General features: G+C 69.5%; 24 protein-coding genes and 1 pseudogene. 17 read left to right on the top strand and 8 right to left on the bottom strand.

Annotation, left to right across the window (positions count from 1 at the left end; all coding sequences use genetic code 11):
- Positions 1–61: 61 nt before the first annotated feature.
- Both AC3DEV_RS13180 and AC3DEV_RS13175 read right to left on the bottom strand, forming a co-directional pair.
- The gene (locus AC3DEV_RS13180; protein WP_096906570.1) at positions 62–742 is read right to left on the bottom strand and encodes a potassium channel family protein; all 681 of its coding nucleotides are present in this window, start codon (positions 740–742) and stop codon (positions 62–64) included.
- Positions 735–2,111 carry a TrkH family potassium uptake protein gene (locus AC3DEV_RS13175; protein ID WP_488372405.1) on the bottom strand — a complete coding sequence of 459 codons (1,377 nt, stop codon included), beginning with the start codon at positions 2,109–2,111 and terminating at the stop codon, positions 735–737. Before AC3DEV_RS13175 ends, AC3DEV_RS13180 begins: the two co-directional genes overlap by 8 nt.
- Positions 2,112–2,200: 89 nt before the next feature.
- On the opposite strand from AC3DEV_RS13175, the gene AC3DEV_RS13170 reads away from it, so the two are divergent.
- The gene (locus AC3DEV_RS13170) at positions 2,201–2,554 is read left to right on the top strand and encodes a VOC family protein (protein ID WP_067718840.1); all 354 of its coding nucleotides are present in this window, start codon (positions 2,201–2,203) and stop codon (positions 2,552–2,554) included.
- On the opposite strand, the gene AC3DEV_RS13165 is transcribed toward AC3DEV_RS13170, so the two are convergent.
- Positions 2,551–3,495 (bottom strand): sigma-70 family RNA polymerase sigma factor, encoded by a 945-nt coding sequence (locus AC3DEV_RS13165; protein WP_488372404.1) that lies wholly within the window; start codon positions 3,493–3,495, stop codon positions 2,551–2,553. The two genes, AC3DEV_RS13170 and AC3DEV_RS13165, sit on opposite strands and share 4 nt — an antisense overlap.
- Before the next feature lie 23 nt (positions 3,496–3,518).
- Positions 3,519–4,019 carry a carboxymuconolactone decarboxylase family protein gene (locus AC3DEV_RS13160; RefSeq protein WP_488372403.1) on the bottom strand — a complete coding sequence of 167 codons (501 nt, stop codon included), beginning with the start codon at positions 4,017–4,019 and terminating at the stop codon, positions 3,519–3,521.
- Positions 4,020–4,173: 154 nt separating this feature from the next.
- Here AC3DEV_RS13160 and AC3DEV_RS13155 point away from each other — a divergent pair, with 154 nt between their 5' ends.
- From AC3DEV_RS13155 to AC3DEV_RS13145, 3 genes are all read left to right on the top strand, one after another.
- Entirely contained in the window at positions 4,174–4,314 is a 141-nt protein-coding gene (locus AC3DEV_RS13155; protein WP_156523631.1) for a hypothetical protein, read from the top strand.
- Positions 4,315–4,350: 36 nt separating this feature from the next.
- Complete coding sequence (locus AC3DEV_RS13150) at positions 4,351–4,491, top strand: hypothetical protein (RefSeq protein WP_163376143.1); 141 nt, start codon at positions 4,351–4,353, stop codon at positions 4,489–4,491.
- A gap of 108 nt (positions 4,492–4,599) precedes the next feature.
- Positions 4,600–5,220, top strand: coding sequence for a DUF1707 SHOCT-like domain-containing protein (locus AC3DEV_RS13145; protein WP_182635577.1), 621 nt, complete (start codon positions 4,600–4,602; stop codon positions 5,218–5,220).
- 54 nt (positions 5,221–5,274) lie between these two features.
- Here AC3DEV_RS13145 and AC3DEV_RS13140 read toward each other — a convergent pair whose 3' ends face one another.
- The gene (locus tag AC3DEV_RS13140) at positions 5,275–6,648 is read right to left on the bottom strand and encodes an MFS transporter (protein ID WP_488372402.1); all 1,374 of its coding nucleotides are present in this window, start codon (positions 6,646–6,648) and stop codon (positions 5,275–5,277) included.
- 215 nt (positions 6,649–6,863) lie between these two features.
- On the opposite strand from AC3DEV_RS13140, the gene AC3DEV_RS13135 reads away from it, so the two are divergent.
- On the top strand, positions 6,864–8,669 hold the full coding sequence (locus tag AC3DEV_RS13135) for an N-acyl-D-amino-acid deacylase family protein (protein ID WP_488372476.1): 1,806 nt from the start codon (positions 6,864–6,866) through the stop codon (positions 8,667–8,669).
- Here AC3DEV_RS13135 and AC3DEV_RS13130 read toward each other — a convergent pair.
- On the bottom strand, positions 8,630–10,039 hold the full coding sequence (locus tag AC3DEV_RS13130; RefSeq protein WP_488372401.1) for an MBL fold metallo-hydrolase: 1,410 nt from the start codon (positions 10,037–10,039) through the stop codon (positions 8,630–8,632). The two genes, AC3DEV_RS13135 and AC3DEV_RS13130, sit on opposite strands and share 40 nt — an antisense overlap.
- 149 nt (positions 10,040–10,188) lie before the next feature.
- Between AC3DEV_RS13130 and AC3DEV_RS13125 the strand changes: the two genes are divergently transcribed.
- Together AC3DEV_RS13125 and AC3DEV_RS13120 are read left to right on the top strand one after the other, a co-directional pair.
- Entirely contained in the window at positions 10,189–10,599 is a 411-nt protein-coding gene (locus tag AC3DEV_RS13125) for a PPOX class F420-dependent oxidoreductase (protein WP_067718824.1), read from the top strand.
- A 105-nt stretch (positions 10,600–10,704) separates the two neighbouring features.
- The gene (locus AC3DEV_RS13120; RefSeq protein ID WP_096906562.1) at positions 10,705–11,277 is read left to right on the top strand and encodes a peroxidase-related enzyme; all 573 of its coding nucleotides are present in this window, start codon (positions 10,705–10,707) and stop codon (positions 11,275–11,277) included.
- Positions 11,278–11,293: 16 nt separating this feature from the next.
- On the opposite strand, the gene AC3DEV_RS13115 is transcribed toward AC3DEV_RS13120, so the two are convergent.
- Complete coding sequence (locus AC3DEV_RS13115) at positions 11,294–12,016, bottom strand: superoxide dismutase family protein (RefSeq protein ID WP_488372400.1); 723 nt, start codon at positions 12,014–12,016, stop codon at positions 11,294–11,296.
- A gap of 445 nt (positions 12,017–12,461) precedes the next feature.
- On the opposite strand from AC3DEV_RS13115, the gene AC3DEV_RS13110 reads away from it, so the two are divergent.
- The 10 genes and pseudogenes from AC3DEV_RS13110 to AC3DEV_RS13065 all read left to right on the top strand — a co-directional run bounded on the left by AC3DEV_RS13110 (position 12,462) and on the right by AC3DEV_RS13065 (position 20,194).
- On the top strand, positions 12,462–12,701 hold the full coding sequence (locus AC3DEV_RS13110) for a Flp family type IVb pilin (protein WP_488372399.1): 240 nt from the start codon (positions 12,462–12,464) through the stop codon (positions 12,699–12,701).
- 135 nt (positions 12,702–12,836) lie between these two features.
- A pseudogene (locus AC3DEV_RS13105) lies at positions 12,837–12,977 on the top strand (TadE/TadG family type IV pilus assembly protein); the annotation flags it as partial.
- A gap of 15 nt (positions 12,978–12,992) precedes the next feature.
- The gene (locus AC3DEV_RS13100) at positions 12,993–13,229 is read left to right on the top strand and encodes a hypothetical protein (RefSeq protein WP_488372483.1); all 237 of its coding nucleotides are present in this window, start codon (positions 12,993–12,995) and stop codon (positions 13,227–13,229) included.
- Positions 13,217–14,161 (top strand): pilus assembly protein TadG-related protein, encoded by a 945-nt coding sequence (locus AC3DEV_RS13095; protein ID WP_488372398.1) that lies wholly within the window; start codon positions 13,217–13,219, stop codon positions 14,159–14,161. The genes AC3DEV_RS13100 and AC3DEV_RS13095 overlap by 13 nt, the downstream gene beginning before the upstream one ends.
- A gap of 10 nt (positions 14,162–14,171) precedes the next feature.
- Positions 14,172–14,888, top strand: a complete 717-nt coding sequence (gene cpaB, locus AC3DEV_RS13090) for a Flp pilus assembly protein CpaB (protein ID WP_488372397.1) — start codon at positions 14,172–14,174, stop codon at positions 14,886–14,888.
- On the top strand, positions 14,888–16,120 hold the full coding sequence (locus AC3DEV_RS13085; protein WP_488372396.1) for a CpaE/TadZ family protein: 1,233 nt from the start codon (positions 14,888–14,890) through the stop codon (positions 16,118–16,120). The genes cpaB and AC3DEV_RS13085 overlap by 1 nt, the downstream gene beginning before the upstream one ends.
- Positions 16,117–17,619, top strand: coding sequence for a TadA family conjugal transfer-associated ATPase (locus AC3DEV_RS13080; protein ID WP_206475093.1), 1,503 nt, complete (start codon positions 16,117–16,119; stop codon positions 17,617–17,619). The genes AC3DEV_RS13085 and AC3DEV_RS13080 overlap by 4 nt, the downstream gene beginning before the upstream one ends.
- Positions 17,616–18,560 carry a type II secretion system F family protein gene (locus AC3DEV_RS13075; RefSeq protein WP_488372395.1) on the top strand — a complete coding sequence of 315 codons (945 nt, stop codon included), beginning with the start codon at positions 17,616–17,618 and terminating at the stop codon, positions 18,558–18,560. Before AC3DEV_RS13080 ends, AC3DEV_RS13075 begins: the two co-directional genes overlap by 4 nt.
- 70 nt (positions 18,561–18,630) lie before the next feature.
- Positions 18,631–19,536, top strand: coding sequence for a type II secretion system F family protein (locus AC3DEV_RS13070; protein ID WP_488372394.1), 906 nt, complete (start codon positions 18,631–18,633; stop codon positions 19,534–19,536).
- Position 19,537: 1 nt separating this feature from the next.
- A complete protein-coding gene (locus AC3DEV_RS13065; protein WP_488372393.1) occupies positions 19,538–20,194 on the top strand; it encodes a prepilin peptidase in 657 nt (218 codons plus the stop codon).
- Here AC3DEV_RS13065 and AC3DEV_RS13060 read toward each other — a convergent pair.
- Complete coding sequence (locus AC3DEV_RS13060) at positions 20,155–21,084, bottom strand: TspO/MBR family protein (protein WP_488372392.1); 930 nt, start codon at positions 21,082–21,084, stop codon at positions 20,155–20,157. The genes AC3DEV_RS13065 and AC3DEV_RS13060 overlap by 40 nt on opposite strands.
- Between the last annotated feature and the right edge of the window lie 252 nt (positions 21,085–21,336).

Raw genomic sequence — 21,336 nt, 5'->3', positions numbered from 1 at the left:
GGGTGCGGGATGCGGGCCCGGGGCGCAGGTCCGGCCCGGCCCTCGGGGCGCGCGGCGCTCGTTACCTCTTGCGCTCGGAGAAGTCGGCGAATCGCTCCAGGTCGCGGACGTGGCCGGACACGATGATGACGTCGTCCGGGCCGATGATGGTCTCCGGCTGGGCGTACTGGAACGGGCTGCCCGGGGCCTTGATGCCGACGATGTTGACCTTGTGGCGCTTGCGCGGGTGGCAGTAGTCGATCGACTTGCCGATGACGTCCCGCGGTGGCCGCATCTTGACGATGGCGAAGTCCTCGTCGAACTCGATGAAGTCCATCATCTGGTTGGCCACCAGGTGGGCCACGCGGACGCCGGCGTCGTGCTCGGGGAACACCACGTGATCGCATCCGATGCGGGTGAGGATCTTGCCGTGGGCCTGGTTGATCGCCTTGGCCCAGACCTGGTCGATCCCCAGGTCCACGAGGTTCACCGCGACCAGCACGGACGACTCGATCGAGGTGCCCACGCCGACTACCGCGGTGGAGAAGTCCTGGGCACCGAGCTGCTGGAGCGCCTCGAGGTCGGTGGCGTCGGCTTCCACCACGTGGGTGAGGGAGTCGGCGTACCTCTGGACGAGTCCGTGATCGCGTTCGACCGCGAGGACCTCCCGGCCCTGGCCGACGAGTTGGGTGGCGAGGGAGACGCCGAACCGGCCCAGGCCGATGATGAGGACTGGGGACTGGCGGCGGGTGCGATCAGCCAATGATCGGCCTCTCTGTGGGTAGGCGATACCTGGTCCGCTTTGCTCGCATGGTCAGCGCGGTGGCGAAGGTGATGATGCCGACTCGTCCGGCGAACATCAGCCCGGACAGAAGGTACACCCCCGCCGGCTCGAGTTCAGCGCTGAGACCTGAACTCAACCCGCAGGTGGCGAAGGCGGAGATGGACTCGAACAGGGGGCGCCCGAGATCCTCTCCGGTGAGGATCATCAGGGACAGGGCGGACCCGGCGACCAACGTGAGTCCCATCCCGGCCACGGACACCGCGACCCGGATCGACGAGGTGGGCAGCGCGCGCCCGTGTGCCGTGGCGTCCTCCCGGCCCCGGGCCTCGGCGAGGAAGGCCAGGAAGATGACGGCCAGGGTGGTGACCTTGACGCCGCCGGCGGTCGAGACCGAACCGCCCCCCACGAACATCAGGGCGTCGGTGATGAGCATGGTCGACGCGGTCGTGTCGACGGGGTCGATGATGGCGAAGCCCCCGGAGCGCATCATCACCGACGCGAACACCGAGTGCTGCAGTTTGTCGACCACGCCCTCGCCACCGAGGGTGGCCCCGTTGCTCCACTCGAGCGCGGCGAACCCGAGGGCCCCGACGAGCATGAGCAGCACGCTGACCTCGACCGTGAGGCGGGTGTGGAGGTTCCAGCGTCCCAGGTGCCACTGGTGCTTCCACAGCACCAACAGGACGGGGAAGCCCAGACTGCCCAGGAACACGGCGCAGATCAGCGCCCAGAACACGACGGGGTCGTCGGCGACGGAGGCCAGGCCGTCGGGGTGGAGGACGAACCCGGCGTTGTTGAACGCCGACACCGCGTAGAACACCGCGCGCCACAGCCCGTCCCCGAACGTGCCCTGCTGGGCGATGAACCGGGGCGCGAGGATGAGCGCGATCACGAGTTCCACCAGGGCGGACGAGACGACGATGGTCTTGATCAGCGATCGGACCTCGCCCAGCCCACCCGCCGACACGCCCGTCTGGGCGAGCAGCCGGGTACGCACCCCGAACTGCCGGGTCACCGAGAGCGCCAACAGGGAGGAGATCGTGACGATCCCCAGGCCACCGAGCTGGATGCCCGCGAGGATCACCACCTGCCCGGCCGTGGACCAGTGGGTCGCGGTGTCAACGGTGGTCAGGCCGGTCACCGACACGGCGGAGGTGGCGGTGAACACCGCGTCGTGCAGGTGCGCGTGCTCTCCCGAGGAGGTGGCCCAGGGCATCATCAGCAGCACCGTGAAGACCACGATCGCCGCGGCGAACGCCAGGAGCGCCGAGCGGGCCGGGGAACTGTAAGTGAACGCCCGGGCTGCCTGCGCGCCCGAGGACAGGACCCCCGGAATCGTCGAGACCATGCCGAGAGGGTAATCCCGGCCGCCGCGTCGGCCACAGTTGGTGCGGGAAGTCATTACTGAGCGGCGTCAACACTCGTAACGTCGGCGGTATGCCACGGATCCCTCTCGAAATCACGCTGGTCGAGTTCCCCAGTACCTCGATGTCCGCCACGAGCGATTTCCTCGCGACCGTCTGCGGCTGGGAACCCACCGTGTACGGGGGGTCGTACACCTGCTTGGCCGGCGGGGGCATCGACGTGGGCGTGCAGGGGGACGACGACGAGCAGTCCCCCGCCCCGCTCATGGTGATCCGCGTGCCGGACCTCGACGAGGCCCGCGAGCGGGTCGAGGCCGCCGGCGGCGTGGTGACGTTCGGGCCGTTCGACTTCCCCGGTGGCCGTCGTTTCCATTTCCGGGAGCCCGGCGGGAGCGAGATGGCGATGTGGGTGCCGGCGCCGGTCTAGGACCGTCCGGCCGGCGCGAACCCCTCGGGCAGTGCGAGCCGGGTGAGCTTGTCCGGGTTGCTGTGGAAGTAGAGGCGTGAGATCTGGCCGTCGACCACACCGACCTGCGCCACCCGCAGGACCCCGCGGGCGAGGACCGCCAGCGCGACCTCGCCGTTGACCTCGACGGGCGCGATCATCCCGCCCGAGAGTTCCGTGGCCTTGATGAGGAAGTAGGCGCACTTGCGGGCCCCCACGATGTCACGCCGGGCGGCGTTGACCTTGCCACCGCCGTCCGAGATCACGCGGGCGTCCGCGGTGAGGGCGGCGATCGTCTGCGTCAGATCGCCGGCCAGGACGGCCTCCACCAGCGTCGAGATCACCGCGTCCGAGGCGGGTTCGGGTGGACGCAGGTCGGACGCCAGGCGGTGCCGGGCCCGGCTCACCCACTGGCGGACGGTGGCCACGGCCGCGCCCAGGGTGTCGGCGATCTCCGCGTAGGGAAGGTCGTACGCCTCACGAAGGACGAACGCCGCGCGCTCATCCGGGCCCAGCTGTTCGTAGGCCAGCAGCACGGCGATCCGCAGATCGTCGCGGCGCTCGGCCCGGTCCGCCGGCAGCAGGGCGGTGTCGACGGGCTCGGGCAGCCACTCGCCCACGTAGTCCTCCCGCTTGCGCCGGCGCAGCCGGTCCAGACACAGCCGGGTCGCGACAGTGGTCAGCCACGCGTCGACATTCCGGGGCGCGGACGACGGATCGAGCGCCACCCATCGCGCGAGCGCCTCGTCGGCGGCGTCCTCGGCGTCGGCCCAGGTCCCGGTGATGCGGTAGCCCACGCCGAGAAGTCGGCCCCGCACCCGCTCCAGCGCGGCGCGGTCCGGCAGCGCCGTGCTGGCCGTGCTGGCCGTGCTGGCCGTGCTGGCCGTGGCACGGTCGGCCACCGGCGCCGCCCCATCGGCCACGGGGGTCGCGGGTGTAGCCACGGTCATGGCCGGGTCGCCGGTTCCAGGTCGCTCGGGACGAGACCGCGCAGCGTCGCCGGGTCCTTGCGGGTGGCGATCGCTATCCGGTTCCATGCGTTGATCGTGACGATCTCCATGACCAGCTGTCCAGCCCCACCTTCGCCCCGGTGGCGGACCACCTCGTCCCACAGCTCGTCGGGCACGGAGTCCTCGCCGTCGATGTGGGTGACGGCGTCCGCGAACGCCAGGACCGCCCGCTCGGCCGGGGACAACTCCTCGGCGTGGGCGGGCCAGTTCTCGGAGACCGCGATCCGGGTCTCGTTCCACCCGTCCTTGCGGGCATCGCGTCGGTGCATGGCCAGGCAGTAGCGGCAGCCGTTCACCGCGGAGACGCGGAGCCGAATGAGGTGGCTGTCCTCACGGGAGACCCGCGCCCGCGAGTAGGCCTCGAGTGCCAGCATGGGTGCCATCGCGCCCGCGCTGACCTGTTTGCGCTGTTCGGTACTGCGTCGTGGTGTGCTCATGTCTCGTCGACGCACGAGGCCGGCCCGATGTGACAGACACGGTGGGAAGTGTGATGCGAATGTAATAGTTTCCTTCGAAATCTGTGGTGTGGTGGACCGTAAGGCGGTTGTCGTCTATACGCTCCGCGTCCCCCTACCCGCACGAGAGGCCCCCATGGATCCCTCAGTTCTCGGCCCTGTTTCCGGCTCGCTCATGGCTCCGATCGACTTCCTCGTCGACACCCCCGCGGAGCCGCTCGCCCATGTGTTGTACGACATGGCCATCGGCGTCATGGAACTCGGTCTCGGCCTGTAACCCCGGACCCGACTCGCTCACGTCAGGAGCATCGTCATGCCACACCCTGCTTTCCTCGGCCCGATCTCCACGGCCGTGATGAACCTCGTCGACGGGCTGTCCCGGATGAACGCCCCGGTCGAGACGATCACGTCTCTGACCATGTGGGCCTGGGACATCGCCGACCTCGGGAGCTGATGCGCCCCCCGCCCCGCCGCGTCGAGCGGGTTCGGGGCAGTAGCCCGATGATGCGGATCGGGACGATCCCCTGTCGCGCCCGGCGTCGTTCCCTTCTACCCTGAGCCCATGACCGACCCGGACGATCTCCTGCTCTCCGATGCCGAGCGGCTGCACGCCCTCACTGCGCTCGGGGACCACTACGCGTCCGGCCGACTCGACGATCCCGACTTCCACGCCCGCTCCGGCGACGTGGCTGCCGCCCGCACGCTGGGTCAGTTGCACGGCTCGTTTCGCGATCTGCCCGGCGGCACCCCCCTGACCTCGGTCGACGGCATGATCGTCCAGTCGGCGGCCGCCGGGCGCGGCGAGCTGATGCCTGCCTCGTCGTCGTCGTCTTTATCTCCCACGCAGTCCTCGGCTCCCGCCACCCGCGACCCCGACGCCGACCTGGACGACCTCCGTAAGCGCGGCAAGCTGGTCGAGTCGCTCGACGGGATCGTCTTTGGCGTCACCATGATCGCGTTCCTGGTCCTGCAGTTCATCGTGGGCTGGCAGTACGCATGGATGGTGTGGCCGACGATGATCGTCACGCTGGGCGCACCGCGGGCGATCCTGCGCTTCACCGATTCGGACGAGAAGACCTACGAGAAGATCAAGAAGGCTGATCAGAAGGCGCGCGAAGACCGGCTGCGCGCAGCGGAGGACCGCATCCGCGAGCTGGGTGACGGGCGCGAGAACCGGGGCTGATCCGTCCCTCCGGGCGCGGGCGGGGCGTGTGGTGCGGGCGCCAGGCGTCTGCGGTCAGGTGTCCTCGAGTGCGTAACCCTTGCGCTCCGGGAGGGTGAAGGCGGCGAGGGCGGCGACGACGAAGGCCGCGGCGAAGACCCCGAAGACCATGACCGTGTCGCCCAGATCGAGCAGGAGCGGCACGAGCAGTGGCGCGACGATGGAGGCGATCCGCCCGAACGCCGCCGCGGCGCCGGTGCCGGACCCGCGGGTCGCGGTGGGGTAGAGCTCCGGGCCGATCGCGTACAGGGCGCCCCACGCGCCGAGGTTGAAGAACGACAGCGCCATGCCCGCGGCGATGATCGTGGCCGGGGAGTCCGCCAGGCCGAACAGTCCGGCCGCCACCGCCGAACCGGTGAGGAACACCGCGAGCGTGACCCGCCGACCCCAGATCTCGATCAGCCACGCCGCCACCGCGTACCCCGGCAGCTGGGCGAGGGTGATGATGAGCGTGTAGCCGAACGACTTCACCAGATCGAAGCCCTGCGAGACGAGCAGGCTGGGCAGCCAGATGAAGGCGCCGTAGTAGGAGAAGTTGATCCCGAACCACACGATCCACAGAGCGGCGGTGCGCCTCCGCAGGCGCGCGGACCAGATGGACTCGGCGGGCTCGGCGGGCGATGCGAGCGCGGCGCCGGTGGCGACGGACGCGGCCCCGTCGGCGCCGGCGTGAGCGGGCGCGGACGCGGACGGCCCGGACGGCGCGGCCGGCGGCTCGACCCCCGCGGAGGCCTCGTAGTCGCGGACGATCCGCTCGGCCTCGTCAACCCGGCCCTTCGATTCCAGGTACCGCACCGATTCGGGCAGCCCGAACCGCACGACCAGCGCGTACGCGGCGGGGATGACCCCGATGGCAAGGGCCCACCTCCACCCGTCGTCGCCGACCGGCACCACGAAGTAGCCGATGAGGGCGGCCATGATCCAGCCGACGGCCCAGAACCCCTCGAGGATCACCACCACCCTGCCGCGGATCCGGCGGGGCGCGAACTCGCTGACCAGGGTGGACGCCACCGGCAGCTCGGCGCCCAGGCCCAGGCCGACGATGAAGCGCAGCACGATGAGCATGGCGATGCCGGTCGACAACGCCGCCGCGCCGGTGGCGAGGCCGTAGATCAGCAGGGTGGCGGCGAAGACCTGGCGGCGACCGATTTTGTCGGCGAGCAGCCCGCCGAGCGCGGCGCCGATCGCCATCCCCACGAACCCGATGGACCCGATCCAGGACAGCTCGGTGGGCGAGAGCGACCAGTGGACGGCCAGCGCGGCCATGACGAAGGAGATGAGGCCGACGTCCATGGCGTCGAGTGCCCAGCCCACGCCCGAGCCGAGCAGCAGCTTGCGGTGCTTGCGGGTGAACGGCAGGCCGTCCAGGCGCTCCGTGCGGGTCGTCATGGCGGCCACGCTACTCGGCGTCCCCGACACAGCCCGGCGCCAACCTGTGCTGGACGTGGACGAATGTCCGAGTAACCTATGGGTAGCTGTGTTCCACATCACAACAAGAGGAGCTCCTCGTGAGCATCACCGAGAACGCCGATCGCGCTGATCGCGCCGAGGGCGCTGAGAACGCCGATAACGCCAGCCCGGGTGGGACGGACTTCGACGTCGTCATCCGCGGGGGCACGGTCTTCGACGGCACCGGCGCCCCGGGCGTCCGTGCCGACGTCGGGATCCGGGCCGGCGTCGTGGCGGCGATCAGCCCCGCACCGCTGCCCGTCTCCCCCGGCACGCGGGTCGTGGAAGCCGAGGGGCGGTGGGTGACGCCCGGGTTCGTGGACACCCACACCCACTACGACGTCGAGCTGCTCGTCTCCCCGGGCCTGGGCGAGTCCGTGCGGCACGGGGTGACCACCGTCCTGGTGGGCAACTGCTCCATCTCGGGCGTGTACTCGGGCACCGTCGACGTGGCCGACCTGTTCAGCCGCGTCGAGGCCCTGCCCCGCGACTCGGTGCTCGCGGCGCTCGAGCAGAAGAAGACCTGGTCGGGCCCGGCGGACTGGCGGCGCGCGGTCGAGGCCCTGCCCCTGGGGCCCAATGTCGCGTCGTTCCTCGGCCACTCCGACGTCCGCGCCTCGGTGATGGGGTTGGGCCGGGCGACCGACCCCACGCAGTCCCCCAGCCGCGACGAGTTGCGCAAGATCGACCGCCGCATCAACGCCGCTCTCGACGAGGGCTTCCTGGGCGTGTCCACCATGACCAATCCGTGGGACAAGATGGACGGTGACCGCTACCGCTCGCGGACCCTGCCCTCCACGCACGCCTCGTGGGGCGAGTTCCGGCGGATCAGCCGGCTGCTGCGCCGCCGTGACCGCGTCCTGCAGGGCGTGCCCAACCTCAACACCAAGGTCGACGTGGCCTTCTACGCCGCCACCAGCACGGGGCTCTTCCGCAAGCCCCTGCGGGTCTCGCTGCTCTCGGCCGCGGACACGCTGGCCGAGCCGTGGGTCAACCGCATCTTCCGGCCCATCGCCTGGGCCGCCAACACAGTGGGTAAGGGCAAGTTCGTGTGGCAGCACCTGCCCACGACGTTCAAGGTGTGGGCCGACGGGATCGACCTTGTGGTGTTCGAGGAGTTCGGCTCCGGCCGCGAGGCACTGCACCTCGTCGACGAGATGGCCCGCACCGACCTGCTGGAGCAGGAAAGCTACCGGCGCTGGTTCCGCCGCGACTTCGAGAAGCGGTTCAGCCCGCGCGTGTGGCACCGGGACTTCGACGACGCGCTCATCGTGGCCTGCCCCGACGAGTCACTGGTCGGTCAGACCGTCGGCGACGTCGCGCGCGCCCGGAAGCTCCACCCGGCGGACGCCTACCTCGACCTGGTGGTGGAGTACGGCACCGACTTCCGGTGGACCACCACCATCGCCAACGCGCGGGAGAAGGTCGCCAACCGGCTGGCGCGGACCCCGGGCGTGACGATCGGTTTCTCCGACGCCGGCGCGCACCTGCGGAACATGGCCTTCTACAACTTCGGGATCCGTCTGCTCGAGCGCGTGCACCAGGCGCAACTCAAGGGCACGCCGTTCCTCACCACCGAGGAGGCCGTGTACAAGCTCACCGGCGAGCTGGCGGACTTCTACCGCCTCGACGCCGGGCGCCTGCAGGTGGGCGCGCGCGCCGATGTGGTGGTGGTGGACCCGTCCGGGCTCGACGGCGAGTCCCTCGAGTACCACGAGGAGGCCATGGACGAGTTCGGCGGGATCCGCCGGATGGTCAACCGCAACGACCGGGCGGTCGCGGCGACGATCATCGGCGGCCACGTGGTGTGGTCTGACGGGGAATTCGCCGAGGGCTACGGCCGGGAGTTCGCGGCGGGCCGGTTCCTCCCCTCGGGCGAGGCCGTGGCACCGCGCCCGGTGGCGGCGCCACGGCCTGCCGGTCACTCGGTGGGCATCCCGGCGTCCTCCCAGGCGGAGTAGCTGCCCTCGAGCTCGGTGACGTCGTAGCCGACGCTGCGCAGTGAGCTGGCGACCACCGAACTGCGGGTGCCGGACTGGCAGTAGGTGACGATCTTTCCGGAGTCGGGCAGTTCGTCGCGCTCCCACATCACCTGGCCGCCGTGCAGCTGGGTGGCGTCGGGGACGTGGCCGCCGGAGTACTCGGAGGTGGCGCGGACGTCGAGCACCATGGCGTGCTCGTGGGACTCCAGGTCCTTCGGGTCCACGGTCTCCGGGCGGAACGTGGGCAGCCCGTCGGTGGAGGTGACGTACCCGCGCGTGGTGTCGACGCCCACGCGGATGACGTGGCGCCGCAGCTCGTCGGCCTCCTCGGCGTCCTCGGCGAGGAAGACCAGGCCGCGGGCGTCCTTCTCGGGGTCGATCGCCCAACCGGCGTAGGTGCCCGCCTGGCCGGCGGGGAGGTTGATGGCGCGGTCGACGGTGCCGTCGTGGACGTCGTCGGCGGGGCGGGGGTCGACGACGACGAGGTCACCCGATTCGATGCCGGAGGCCACCTCCTCGGCGGGCAGCTCCCGCAGCTCTGGTAGGGGATTGCCGAGCACAGAGGGGCCGTCCCGGTTCTCGCGCTTCATCCGCCCGAAGTACGCCGGCGCGTCGGGCTGGCCGTCGAGGAGTTCGGAGATGAAGCCCTCCTCGTCGTCGTTCTCCACGTACTTGGGCCACCACGCGAACTTCCGCTCGTAACCCACCGAGCTGGACGGCAAGGCCCCCAGGGACTTGCCGCAGGCCGAGCCCGCGCCGTGGGCCGGGAACACCTGGACGTGGTCGGGCAGGGTGAGGAAGCGCTCGCGCAGGCTGGCGAACAGCTGCTTGGCGCTGTCGACGCGGGTGTCCTCGTCGTTCGACGCGTTGCCGCCGGTGGTCTCGTCGAGCAGGTCCGGTCGGCCGAGGTCACCACAGAACACGAAGTCGCCGGTCAGCGCGTAGCCGGGCTCGTCGGCGAACGCGCCGTCGGTGACGAGGAACATGAGGTGCTCGGGCGTGTGGCCGGGGGTGTGCACGGCCTTGAGCTGGACGTTGCCGAGCTCGATGGTGTCGCCGTCGCGGAGCCGCTCGCCCTCGAAGCCATAGCGCCAGTCGTCGCCGCCCTCGTCGGAGAGGTAGACGGTGGCGCCGGTCGCGGCGGCCAGCTCGCGGGTGCCGGACAGGTAGTCGGCGTGGATGTGGGTCTCGGTGACCTTGACGATGCTCATGCCGTGCTGGTCGGCCATGTCGAAATAGGCCCGCAGGTCGCGGCTGGGGTCCACGACGATCGCCTCGCTGCTGCTCTGGCAGCCGATGAAGTAGCTGGCGTGGGCCAGGTCGTAGTCATAGATGCGTTCGAAAAGCATTGTGCTGCGTCCTTTTTCCTTGGGGGAACAGGTACATCAGCCACCGTAAAACCCTGCGGGGTATCTGGCTACCGGTCGGTTCGTGCGCCGTCGCGGTCGGGCAGCGCACACTGGGGGCGAACCGCAACGCCGATGGAAGGATCCCCGCCGTGACCGATTCCCACCTGGACGACGACACCCGCGCCGTCCTGCTCGCACCCAACCCGGCCGTCATGGCGACGCTGCGCAAGGACGGCTCCCCGGTCACCGTGCCGACCTGGTATCGACTCGTGGAGGGTGACCGGATCCACCTCAACCTCGACGCCGGCCGAGTGCGGCTGCAGCACCTCCGACGCGACCCGCGGGTGGCACTGTCCGTCATCGCGTCCGAGGACTGGTACACCCACGCGAGCATCCAGGGGCGGGTCGTGGAGATCGCCGACGACCCGGACCTGTCCGGCATCGACGCCCTGAGCACGCACTACACCGGCGAGCCGTACCCGGTGCGCGACCGCGCCCGCGTGGACGCGTGGGTGGAGATCGACCACGTCCACGTGTGGGGGCAGCTCCGCGAGTCCTGAGCGCAGGTGGGGAGCGCGGGGGAGGGCCCGCTGAACGCGTCCGGCGATCCCGCGTGCGACCTACGCTGAGGCGACCCCTCGCCCGTCTACGCCCCGGAGACCTCCATGTCGGACCGCTATCCCCTCGCCGAGCTCAACGACCTGCCCGATGACCTGCGCGAGCGGATCCTCGCCGAGCAGGAGAAGGCCGGGTTCGTGCCCGAGGTGTTCCTGATGTTCGGGCGCCGCCCCGCCGAGTCGCGGGCGTTCTTCGCCTATCACGATGCGCTGATGGAGCGCGAGGGCAACCTGTCCAAGGCGGACAAGGAGATGATCGTGGTGACCATCTCCGGGCAGAACAGCTGCCTGTTCTGCGTGGTGGCGCACGGGGCGATCCTGCGGATCGTCAAGAAGGCGCCGATGCTCGCCGACCAGCTGGCGGTGAACTACCGCAAGGCCGACCTCACGCCGCGCGAGCGGGCGATCTGCGACTTCGCGACCAAGGTCAACCTGCACTCCGACGAGCTGGGCGACGCCGACTTCGCCGCCCTGCACGAGCACGGCCTCGACGACGAGGACGCGTGGGACATCGCCGCGATCACCGGGCTGTTCGGGCTGAGCAACCGGCTGGCCAACGCCACCGACATGCGCCCGAACCCGGAGTTCTACCTCATGGGCCGGGTGCCGCGGCAGAAGTAGTCAGTTCTGCTCGGTGTCAGTTCTGCTCAGTGACGACCCCGCAGGCCGCGCGGCTCCCACCGTCGCCGGCGTTGCGCGTCTCCTCGTCGGCCCCCTCGGGCGCGTAGCGCTCGGGAATGTTGGCGAGGTTGTCGGAGTTCTCGTGGACCATCACCGCCGAGCCGTCCTCGTCCAGGAGCAGGTCGCGGTCCAGGCGGTCGGTGAGCGTGACGATCCGGGCCGTGCCGTCCTCGGTCACGTAGAGGGTCGGCAGGTCCCCGGCGTGCTCGGGGTGGCCGGCTTCGCCGCCGGGACCGGCCAGGTGACCGCCGGCGGACAGGAACGCTCCCCGCTCGCCCGGCTGGGTGGGGTTCTCACTGTCGGGCTCGCACAGGCCCGCTCCGTGGATGTGCAAGCCGTGGAAGCCGGGCTCCAGGTCGGTCGCCTCGACGGTGACGAGCGTGCCACCGTCGACCTCGGCGAACTCGGCCATCCCCCGCGGCTCACCCTCGGGGTTCACCAGCTCGGCGGTCGCGAACGCTTGGCCGCCGGCGTTCTGCCCGGACGTCTGCGTGGTGGTCTCGGAGGTACTGGTCTCGGACGTGTTGCCCGCGCCGTCCCGTGGCGTGACGTCACCCCCTGCGGCTGGAGAGTCCTCTCCGGTGCCGCATGAGACCAGCAGAAGCGCGGTTGCAGACAGGGCCACGAAGGTTGAACTCCTCCGGGCGCGGTAGGCGGTGGACATGGCGCGTGCGGTCATCAAGAACCTCCTCGGACGGCGTCGTGAGGGTGACGGTACCGAGGCGGACCCGTCGCGCAACCGCGTCAGCGGCAGGCATTTTCGCTGGCAGATCACACACCGAAGGCCTCTACCACAAAGTAAGAAGTCACTTGCACTTCTTACTCAGGTGCTGTTCACCTCGCAGCCGCACTAACGGACTGATGTCCTGATGCCGAGCTCGAGCGGGCAGACCGGCGCCTCCCAGACCCGTTGCGCTGGTCAATATCTCGCGGGGCGCAGGCCCGCGAGCGCGGCAAATGCGCGCCTCCTATGAAGTTCATCACGCAAACATATCTGAACGCTTGCACAACCTGAGAAGCGGGTGCATACTCTTCTCAGTCCCCGCACAGATTCCTCTGGCCCTCGCGGGGCGTCCCTCCCCCTCGAGCCCGCGGGCTCAATCCCTCGCAAGAAAGAGTTCATCATGAACCAGGTCTATGCCCTCATGGCCACCTTCCAGGCGTTCCTCGACGATCGCTTCGAGAACCGCAAGGACCGCGGCGCGACCGCCGTGGAGTACGGCCTGATGGTTGGTCTGATCGCTGTGGCAATCATCGCCCTCGTCGTGGTTCTCGGGGACAACTTGGCCTCCATCTTTGACAGCACAAACACCACGATGCAGGACAACATCGAAGGCGTGGACGGCACCGGCCCCGGCGCGTAATTCGCGCGATCCCTCTCCGGCGCAGCGCTCACCGGGCGCTGCGCCGGAGATTGGCATAACCCTTCGTCTGACTGCAATCCACTTCTCGCACCCTCCCGTCGTCCCGGTTCCCACCCCTTCCCCTCAGGCGCCGCAATGATCACGCCACCTCGTGACCGCGGAGCAGCCGCAGTTGAATTCGCTCTCGTACTGCCGATACTCCTGCTACTGGTCCTCGGAATCCTCGAATTTGGACGCGTCTACCACGTCCAAACAACCCTCTCGAACGCGGCGCGCGATGGAGTCCGAGTCATGGCGCTGCAGGACAGTGCCGCCGCCGCGATCGCGGCAGCAGAGACTTCTGCGCGCCCCCTCGACCTCGCCGACGCCCACATCCGCGTCACCCCAGAAACGGGCTGCTCATCAGCCCTGACGGGTGCCGGGCTCGCCTCGGTCACGATCGAATACCCGTTCTCCCTGGTCTCGGGATTTCTTCCCATTAACGACTTCATCCTGACTGGGAAGGGGACCATGCGATGCTTCGGATAGACGATGATCGCGGGGCGATCGCCGTAATCATCGCGATACTCCTGGTTCCCTTACTCGGGTTCGCAGCCATATCCCTCGACATTGCGGCAACTCACGCCGAGAGGCAGCAGCTCCAGACTGGCGCCGATGCGGCCGCGCTCGCGATCGCCCAGGACTGCGCTCGTAAGAACTGCGGTGCGCCGGCCGACACTGCACAGTCACTTGCCACGCTCAACAGCAACTCGGGGGCCGCAGAGGCAGACGTCGACCCGGTCCCCACCGAAGACTCCGGGCGTGTCACTGTTCGCACCTCGGCAGTCCGGCAGCATTGGTTCGCTCCGGTGCTGGGTGTGGACTCGACCGAACTCACTACTTCTGCCACTGCGGGCTGGGGTTCCCCGACGGGCGGGACATCAGCATTGCCCATGATCTTCTCTCTGTGCGACTTCAACCGGTACTCGGTGGGGGGTCGCCCCACGGGAAGGGAGCAGGTGATCGTCACGACGCCAGCGGAAACTTGCTCGGGTTCCGCGGACAACTCCCCCACGTACCTTCCGGGCGGCTTCGGTTGGTTGGAGACCGACGTCAAGAAGAGCTGCAACGCCACAACGCGGATCGGCACCCAGGCCGAGAGCGAACCGGGCAACACGGCAAAGCACTGCGATCTCTCAACGATCCGCGACCGAACGATCCTCGTGCCGATCTTCGACGACGCCGACCCGGATGAGAAAGGTGGCCAGGGGAGAGGCGCCTGGTACATGGTGTACGGCTACGCGGCGTTCACGGTGACCGGGTACCACTTCTCCGGCCAGAGCTGGAACCCGCCATGCGGGGGAAGCGAACGGTGCATCAGCGGTTACTTCACCACAATGCTCCAGGAAGACCCCGACTTCGACTACGGACCGGGTGGGCCCGATCTCGGCGCCGCCGCCGTCGTCCTACTACCCGACTAGTGAGAGACCTATGAACCGACGTCTCGTCTCAGCCATCGCGGCCGGCGTACTCGCGATCCTCGGCGCAGTGCTGCTCGTCACCTACGTGAACAACGCGGACAGCCGCGCCATGGCCGACATGGACCCGATCGAGGTGCTGGTGGTCTCCGCGCCTATCGCCCAGGGCACCCCCTCGGAAGAGATCGCCGCATCGGTGACCACTGAACGCCTTCCGCGAGCGGCCGTGGGGCCCGACGCCGTCCGGTCGCTCGCAGAGGTTGCTGGCCGAGTCGCCGCGACCGACCTGCAGCCCGGCGAGCAGCTCCTCGCCGCCCGCTTCGTCACCCGGCAGTCGCTCGAGCGCTTCGGCGGCATCCCCGCCCCCGAGGGCTACCACTCGGTGACCATCTCACTCGAGGCGCCGCGCATTGTCGGCGGCACGATCACGCCTGGCGACAAGGTCGGAGTATTCGTCACGCTCGGCGACCAGACCCACTTGGTCCTGCACAACATCGCGGTGACCCGGGTCCAGGGTGGCCTCGGTGCCACGCAACCAAACCAGGGCACCGAGAACCCGGACGCCGCCCCAGTGCCCGACGGAGGCGCCATGATCACCATGGCCCTCACCGCCAGCCAGGCCGAGACTGTCGTCTTCGCCGCCGAGAACGGCAGCATCTGGTTGTCTATCGAGGACCCCACCACCCCGAAGGACGGCACCCGCGTGGTCAATCCAGGAAACTTCTTCTGATGAGTCGCATTCTTCTCGCCTCCGATTCCGCCGGCCTTCGCGGGAAGGTCGCCACCGCTACAGGCGCCCCCATCTCGGTGATCGACGGGGTCCCGCTACCGACCGGCCCGTCGCAGTTGTTCCAGCAGCTCGGGCCGGGCGTCGCCATCCCCCAGGTCGTGGTGATCGACGTCGCCGCCGGCCGCAACGAGGCTCTGCAGCTCTCGTCCCGCCTCGCCGCCGAGTGCCCCGGAATGGCCGTGGTGCTGGTGAGCGAACATCCCGACGCATTCGCCCTGGCCGCCCTCCGGGCCGGAGCATGCGACGTGGTGCATCCCGAAGCCGAGGTCGGCGAACTCGCCGCTGTGCTCGGTCGGGCCGCCCAGGTCGCCGCCTCGACCGCACCTCAGGGGCCGGGCGACCCCGCCATGAACGGCAGCGCCAGCACGCGCGGTCGCGTCATCAGCGTCGTTTCGCCCAAGGGTGGAGTCGGTAAGACGACCGTCGCCACCAACCTCGCGGTCGGTCTCGCCCGGACAGCCCCTCTCTCGACAGTGATCGTTGACCTCGACGTGCAGTTCGGAGACGTGGCCAGCGCCCTCAATCTGGATCCCGAGCACACCCTCCTCGACGTGGTCCGCGGCCCGGCCGTGCAGGACTCCATGGTGCTCAAGACCTTCCTCACCCAGCACCAGACCGGCCTCTACGCCGTGTGCGGGCCGACCTCGCCCGCCGACGCCGACGACATCACCGCCGCCGACGTGGCCCAACTCCTGCAGACCTTGGCCTCGGAATTTCGATACGTCGTGGTGGACACGGCTCCCGGGCTCGACGACCACGCCCTCGCCGCGATCGACCAGGCCGACGAACTGGTCACGCTGACCAGCCTCGATGTGCCCGGGGTCCGCGGGCTGCGCAAGGAACTGAACATCCTGCGCGACCTGGGGCTGAACCTCGAGAAGCGGCACGTCGTGGTGAACTTCGCCCACCCCCGCAGCGGGCTCACCAAAGCGGACGTCGAGGCCACCATCGGCACCGGCGTCGACCTGGTCCTCCCCCGCAGCAAGGCAGTCCCCGTGTCGGTCAACCAGGGAGTGCCCCTGCTGCAGAGCGATGGCCGCGATGCGATGGCCAAGCAACTGCGCAAGCTGGTCGACCGGTTCACTCCGGCCCCCATGCGCCCCACCGCGACGGCCGTACTGACCGCCGAGGGTGGTCGGCACCGACTCCGCCGGAAGCGGGTGAAGGCATGAGCCTGTCCGAACGCCTCCGCGCGGCCCGCGTCGCCCCGGGCGCCACCGGTACCGACGCGCCCGCGTCCGACGCCGCATCATCGATTCCCACCGCGCCGCCCTCGACACCGGCTGTGGTCGCCCCGACCGGGACGACGAAGCCGGCCACTGCCACCAGCACTTCGTCCACGAAGACCGCAGGGAGCGCACCCGCCGACGATCCCACCGCCGATCCGCTGGTCGCCCTCAAGGAACGCGCGGCCAGCGCTCTGTTCGAGCGCATCGGTGCTCGCCTGAACAACCCGTCGCTCACCGAGGAGCAGCTCCACGCCATGGTGCGGAGCGAGCTCAACAAGGTCGTCGAGGACGAGACCGTCCCACTCACGAGCGACCAGCGGGTGCGTCTGATCACCGACGTGCAGGCCGACGTGCTGGGCCACGGCCCACTCGAGAAGATGCTCGACGACCCGGAGATCACCGAGATCATGGTCAACGGCCCCGACATGATCTTCGTCGAACGCGCAGGCCAGCTCACCCGCCATCCCTCCAGGTTCGCCTCGGAGGAACACCTCCGGCAGGTCATCGAGCGGATCGTCTCCCGCATCGGCCGCCGCGTCGACGAATCCTCCCCGCTGGTCGACGCCCGACTCGCCGACGGTTCGCGCGTCAACGCCGTCATCCCGCCGCTGGCCGTCAACGGCTCCTCGCTGACCATCCGGAAGTTCTCCAAGGACCCGTTCAAGGTCCACGACCTCATCCGGTTCGGCACCCTCACCCCGGAAATGTCTGAGCTGCTACAGGCCTGCGTGGAGGCGCGGCTCAACATCATCGTCTCCGGAGGCACCGGCTCCGGCAAGACCACCCTGCTCAACGTCCTGTCCTCCTACATCCCGGAGGGCGAGCGGATCGTCACCATCGAGGACGCCGTGGAGCTGCAGCTCCAGCAGGATCACGTGGTCCGTCTCGAGTCCCGCCCGGCCAACATCGAAGGCCGCGGCGAGATCACCATTCGCGAGTTGGTGCGCAACTCACTGCGTATGCGGCCCGACCGCATCGTCGTGGGCGAGGTCCGCGGCGGAGAGACCCTCGACATGCTCCAGGCCATGAACACCGGCCACGACGGGTCACTCTCCACCGTCCACTCCAATTCGCCACGTGACGCCATCGCCCGACTGGAGACCCTCGTCCTCATGGCCGGCATGGACCTGCCGCTGCGGGCCATCCGCGAGCAGATCGCCTCCGCCGTCGACGTGATCATCCAGCTCACCCGGCTCCGCGACGGCACCCGTCGCGTCACCGCGGTGACAGAGGTCCAGGGGATGGAGGGGCAGACCGTCACCCTGCAGGACGCCTTCCTCTTCGACTACTCCGCCGGCCTCGGCCCTGACGGCAAGTTCCTCGGCAAGCCCCAGGCCACCGGTGTGCGCCCGCGCTTCACCGACCGGTTCAACGAACTCGGCATCACCCTGTCCCCGCGAGTGTTCGGCGCGACCACCGAGAACCCCGGATCCATCCGATGAGCCAGACGCTGCTGTCCCCCGCGGGGTTCGCGATCGTCGCCCTCACGCTCGCGCTGCTCACGGGCGGGTACCTCATCCTCTCCCCCGCGCCGGGGCGGATTCCCCGGGAGCGCCGACGGCCCGGCATGGCCGACGGCCCCGGGCCAATCAGCCGCGCGGCCACCGCCGCCACCGAGGCGATCGACTCCCTCCTGCGCCGCCGGGGGACCACCGGAGCCGGCCAGCTCGAACGCGCCGGGGTCCGCATGGGGCTCCAGGACTACGTCTTCCTCGTCGTCGTCGCCTCGATCGTCGCGTTCGCCCTCGGCCTCATCCTCGTCGGGCCGCTGATGGGTGCGTTCCTGGCACTTCTCGCGCCCGCGGGTGGCTACGCCCTTCTGCAGATCCTCGCCGCCCGCCGCCGCACCAAGTTCGCCGACCAACTCGACGACTCCCTGCAACTCATGTCCAGCAGCCTGCGCGCCGGACACTCCATGCTGCAGGCGCTGGCCTCGGTCGCGCGCGAGGCGGAGGAGCCCACCTCCGAGGAATTCGCGCGGATTATCAACGAGACCCGCGTCGGCCGCGACCTCGGCTCCGCCCTGGATGAGACCGCCAACCGGATGGGCAGCCAGGACTTCGTGTGGGTCACCCAGGCCATCGCGATCAACCGCGAAGTCGGCGGCAACTTGGCCGAGGTCCTCGATGCCGTGGGCCACACCATCCGCGAGCGCAACCAGATCCGCCGGCAGGTCGCGGCGCTGGCCGCCGAGGGCAAACTGTCCGCCTACGTCCTCATGGCGCTGCCGTTCGGCATCGGCGGATTCCTCTTCGTCTCCAACCCGTCTTACATCGGCGTGCTCACCCAGAGTCCGCTCGGCTGGGGGATGATCGCGGCCGGCGTCGTGATGCTGACCATCGGCGGCATCTGGTTGAGCAAGGTCGTCCGCATCAAGTTCTGACAGGGCCGACCCCCTCCCTCGGGGCTGCCACACCGCCCCCCTCCCCCTCGACCCGCGAAAGGAGCCCCGCGTGAGTTCACTGCCCGCCGCGGTGGCCGTGTTCGTCCTCACCGCATCCATTTTCATCCTGGCCTTCGCGGTATTCGCCGGCCGCGACACCGTCCGCGCTCGCACCGTCGCCAACCTCCGCCGCGGAATCGACGAGGGGTACGCCGCGCCCGTCGACCTCACCGGAGTCGACGACGACGACTCCCGCAGTCGCCTGTACGAGTTCGCCCGCCGACTGACGCCGACCGGCACCATCCGCAGGCTCGAGAGGTTGACCGTCCGCGCCGGCAGACCCACGGGTTGGTCACTCCAGCGGCTGGTGGTGGCCAAGGTCGTCCTGCCGCTCGTCGTGATCCTGCTGGGCCTCATGCTGTTGCGAGCCAACCCTGAGCCGCTCCTCCTGCTCCTTGTCCTGGGCACGGCGGCGGTCTGCTACTTCCTGCCGGAGCTGCTCCTGAGCAGCCGCAGCCAGGAGCGCAACGACGAGATCCAGCTCGAACTGGCCGACACCCTCGACCAGATGACCATTGCCGTGGAGGCGGGCCTCGGCTTCGACGCCGCCATGGCCCGCGCCGGCCGCAACGGCACCGGCCCGCTCGCCCAGGAACTCATCCGCACCCTGCAGGAGATCCAGGTGGGGCAGCTACGCCGCACCGCCTACGAATCGCTCGCCCTGCGGACCGACGTCCCCGACCTGCGGCGCTTCGTCCGGGCGATCATCCAAGCCGACGCCTACGGCATCTCCGTGGCAGACGTCCTCCGCACCCAGGCGAGCGAGATGCGAGTCAAACGTCGCCAGCGCGCGGAGGAGAAAGCCCAGCAGGTGCCGGTCAAGGTGATCTTCCCGCTCCTGACGTGCATCCTGCCCGTATTGTTCATCGTGCTGCTCGGACCGACCGTGATCAACATGATGGAGGCGTTCTCCTGACATGCTCTTCGTGATCGCCGTGGCGTCGGCCGTCGTATCCGGCGGGGTTGCGGCGGCGCTCGGGCGGTGGATGCGCTCCCTCGCCGAATCCGATTCCCGGTGGCTGCGCAGTGGACTGCACGTGGTGCTGGCGGCGGCCGGCGGGTTCGGCGCCGCGTACCTGGCTCTGGGCTGGGCCGACCTGGTGACGTTCGCCGCGCTCGCCGTGGGGTGCGCGCTCCTGATCGCTATCGACCTCGCGGTCTTCCGAATGCCCGACAAGATCGTCCTGCCCCTGTACCCCATGGTGTTCGGCGGTCTTACAGTGACGGCCGCGATGTTCGATGTCTGGGGTTCGCTCGGTCGGGCTGCCGCCGCCGCGGCCGCGCTGCTCGCGTTCTATTTCGTGCTGGCGCTCATCAATCCGTCCGGTCTCGGCCTGGGCGACGTCAAACTCTCCGGCGTGCTCGGCGCGTTCCTCGGCTGGCTCGGCTGGCCCGCCGTGCTCGCCGGGACGTTGGCGGCGTTCGTCATCAACGCCGTCGTCGCGCTCGTACTGCTGGCCGCGGGTCGGGTGGGGGCCAAGAGCGGTATCGCGTTCGGCCCGGCCATGGTGATCGGCGCAGTCGTCGCCGCCGCCTACTGGGCCGTGCGCTCGGGGGCCCTGCCCGCCGGCTGACGCTTCTTGACCGTGAGTCGCCGGGTGAGCGCGACGACAACCACCACGACCGACGCGATCGACGCCGTCCACACCAGCGCGGCCGATTCGTGGGCGCCCGAGGTGCGGCCGTATGCGACCCACGCCAGACCCCAGGCCGTCGCCAGCGCCGGCGGGATGCGCCCGCCACTGATGAGTGCGGTCGCCACGCCAACAGCCGCGGCCACGATGATGCCGACGATCCCGAACGGCACCTCAGTCACGACCTCGATGCCTTCGCTCGCAATCCACGCGTAAGTATTGGCGAAGAACGCCACCGACACCCAGCCGAGGTACAGGCCGAACGTGCCGTCGGTGACCACGGTCTCGACCACCCCGCCGATGCGCGGCGCGCCGAGAATGAACATGATGCGGATCAGCACCGCCAGCAGCAGCACGATCACGATCACCGAGCCGAGGATCAGCTCCAGCTGCACAGACCAGACCCACGCGGCGTTGAGCAGCACCGAGGCCAGAGCCCACGGCCTCAGCGCCGCTTGCCGGGCCGATCTTCGGGCCACCGGGGTCAGCTGCCAGATCGCGTACGCGGCGAGCCCGAGGTAGATCACGCTCCAGATGCTGAACGCCGACCCGGCGGGAGCCACCGGGGTCGCGTCGGCGGACAGGACCCCGCCGGCAGCCTCGGCGATCGGGGTGCCGCCGAGCGCTCCGCTGCCGATGAACGCGGCCACGATCGCGGCGGCGGTCCCCAGCAGGGTGATGATGGGCAGCGCCCAGCCGGTGGGGGCGCCCAGCTCACCGGGTCCGCCGGCGTCGGCGGGCCCGCCCGGCAGACCGGTGTGCCCCGGGCCTGTCGCTCGGTCACGGCTAGCGGGGTTACCGCTCGCCCGGTTGTCGCTCGCGGGGGTCATGTGAGAGCTCATCACTCCACCCAACCACGCGACACCCGACGGTGCAGCCGGTCGCCGACGCACCCCGGCCGCCCCCAGCCGCGAAATCGGCTACTCCGAATCGGGATCGGCGAGCCCAATTGGACTAGCCCCCTGTGGCTCAGGCTGGTTGTGAGTCGGCGATGGGCGCTGGCGGGAGGGTGTCGAGATGACGGTGGTTGTTCCATCACGCGAGCGCAGCGTTGAGGAGAGGCGGCGGTTGGCGCTTGAGTA

It is taken from the genome of Dietzia sp. IBK-p2-15D (assembly GCF_057773105.1).
This window is presented reverse-complemented; position numbering and strand designations above follow the sequence as displayed.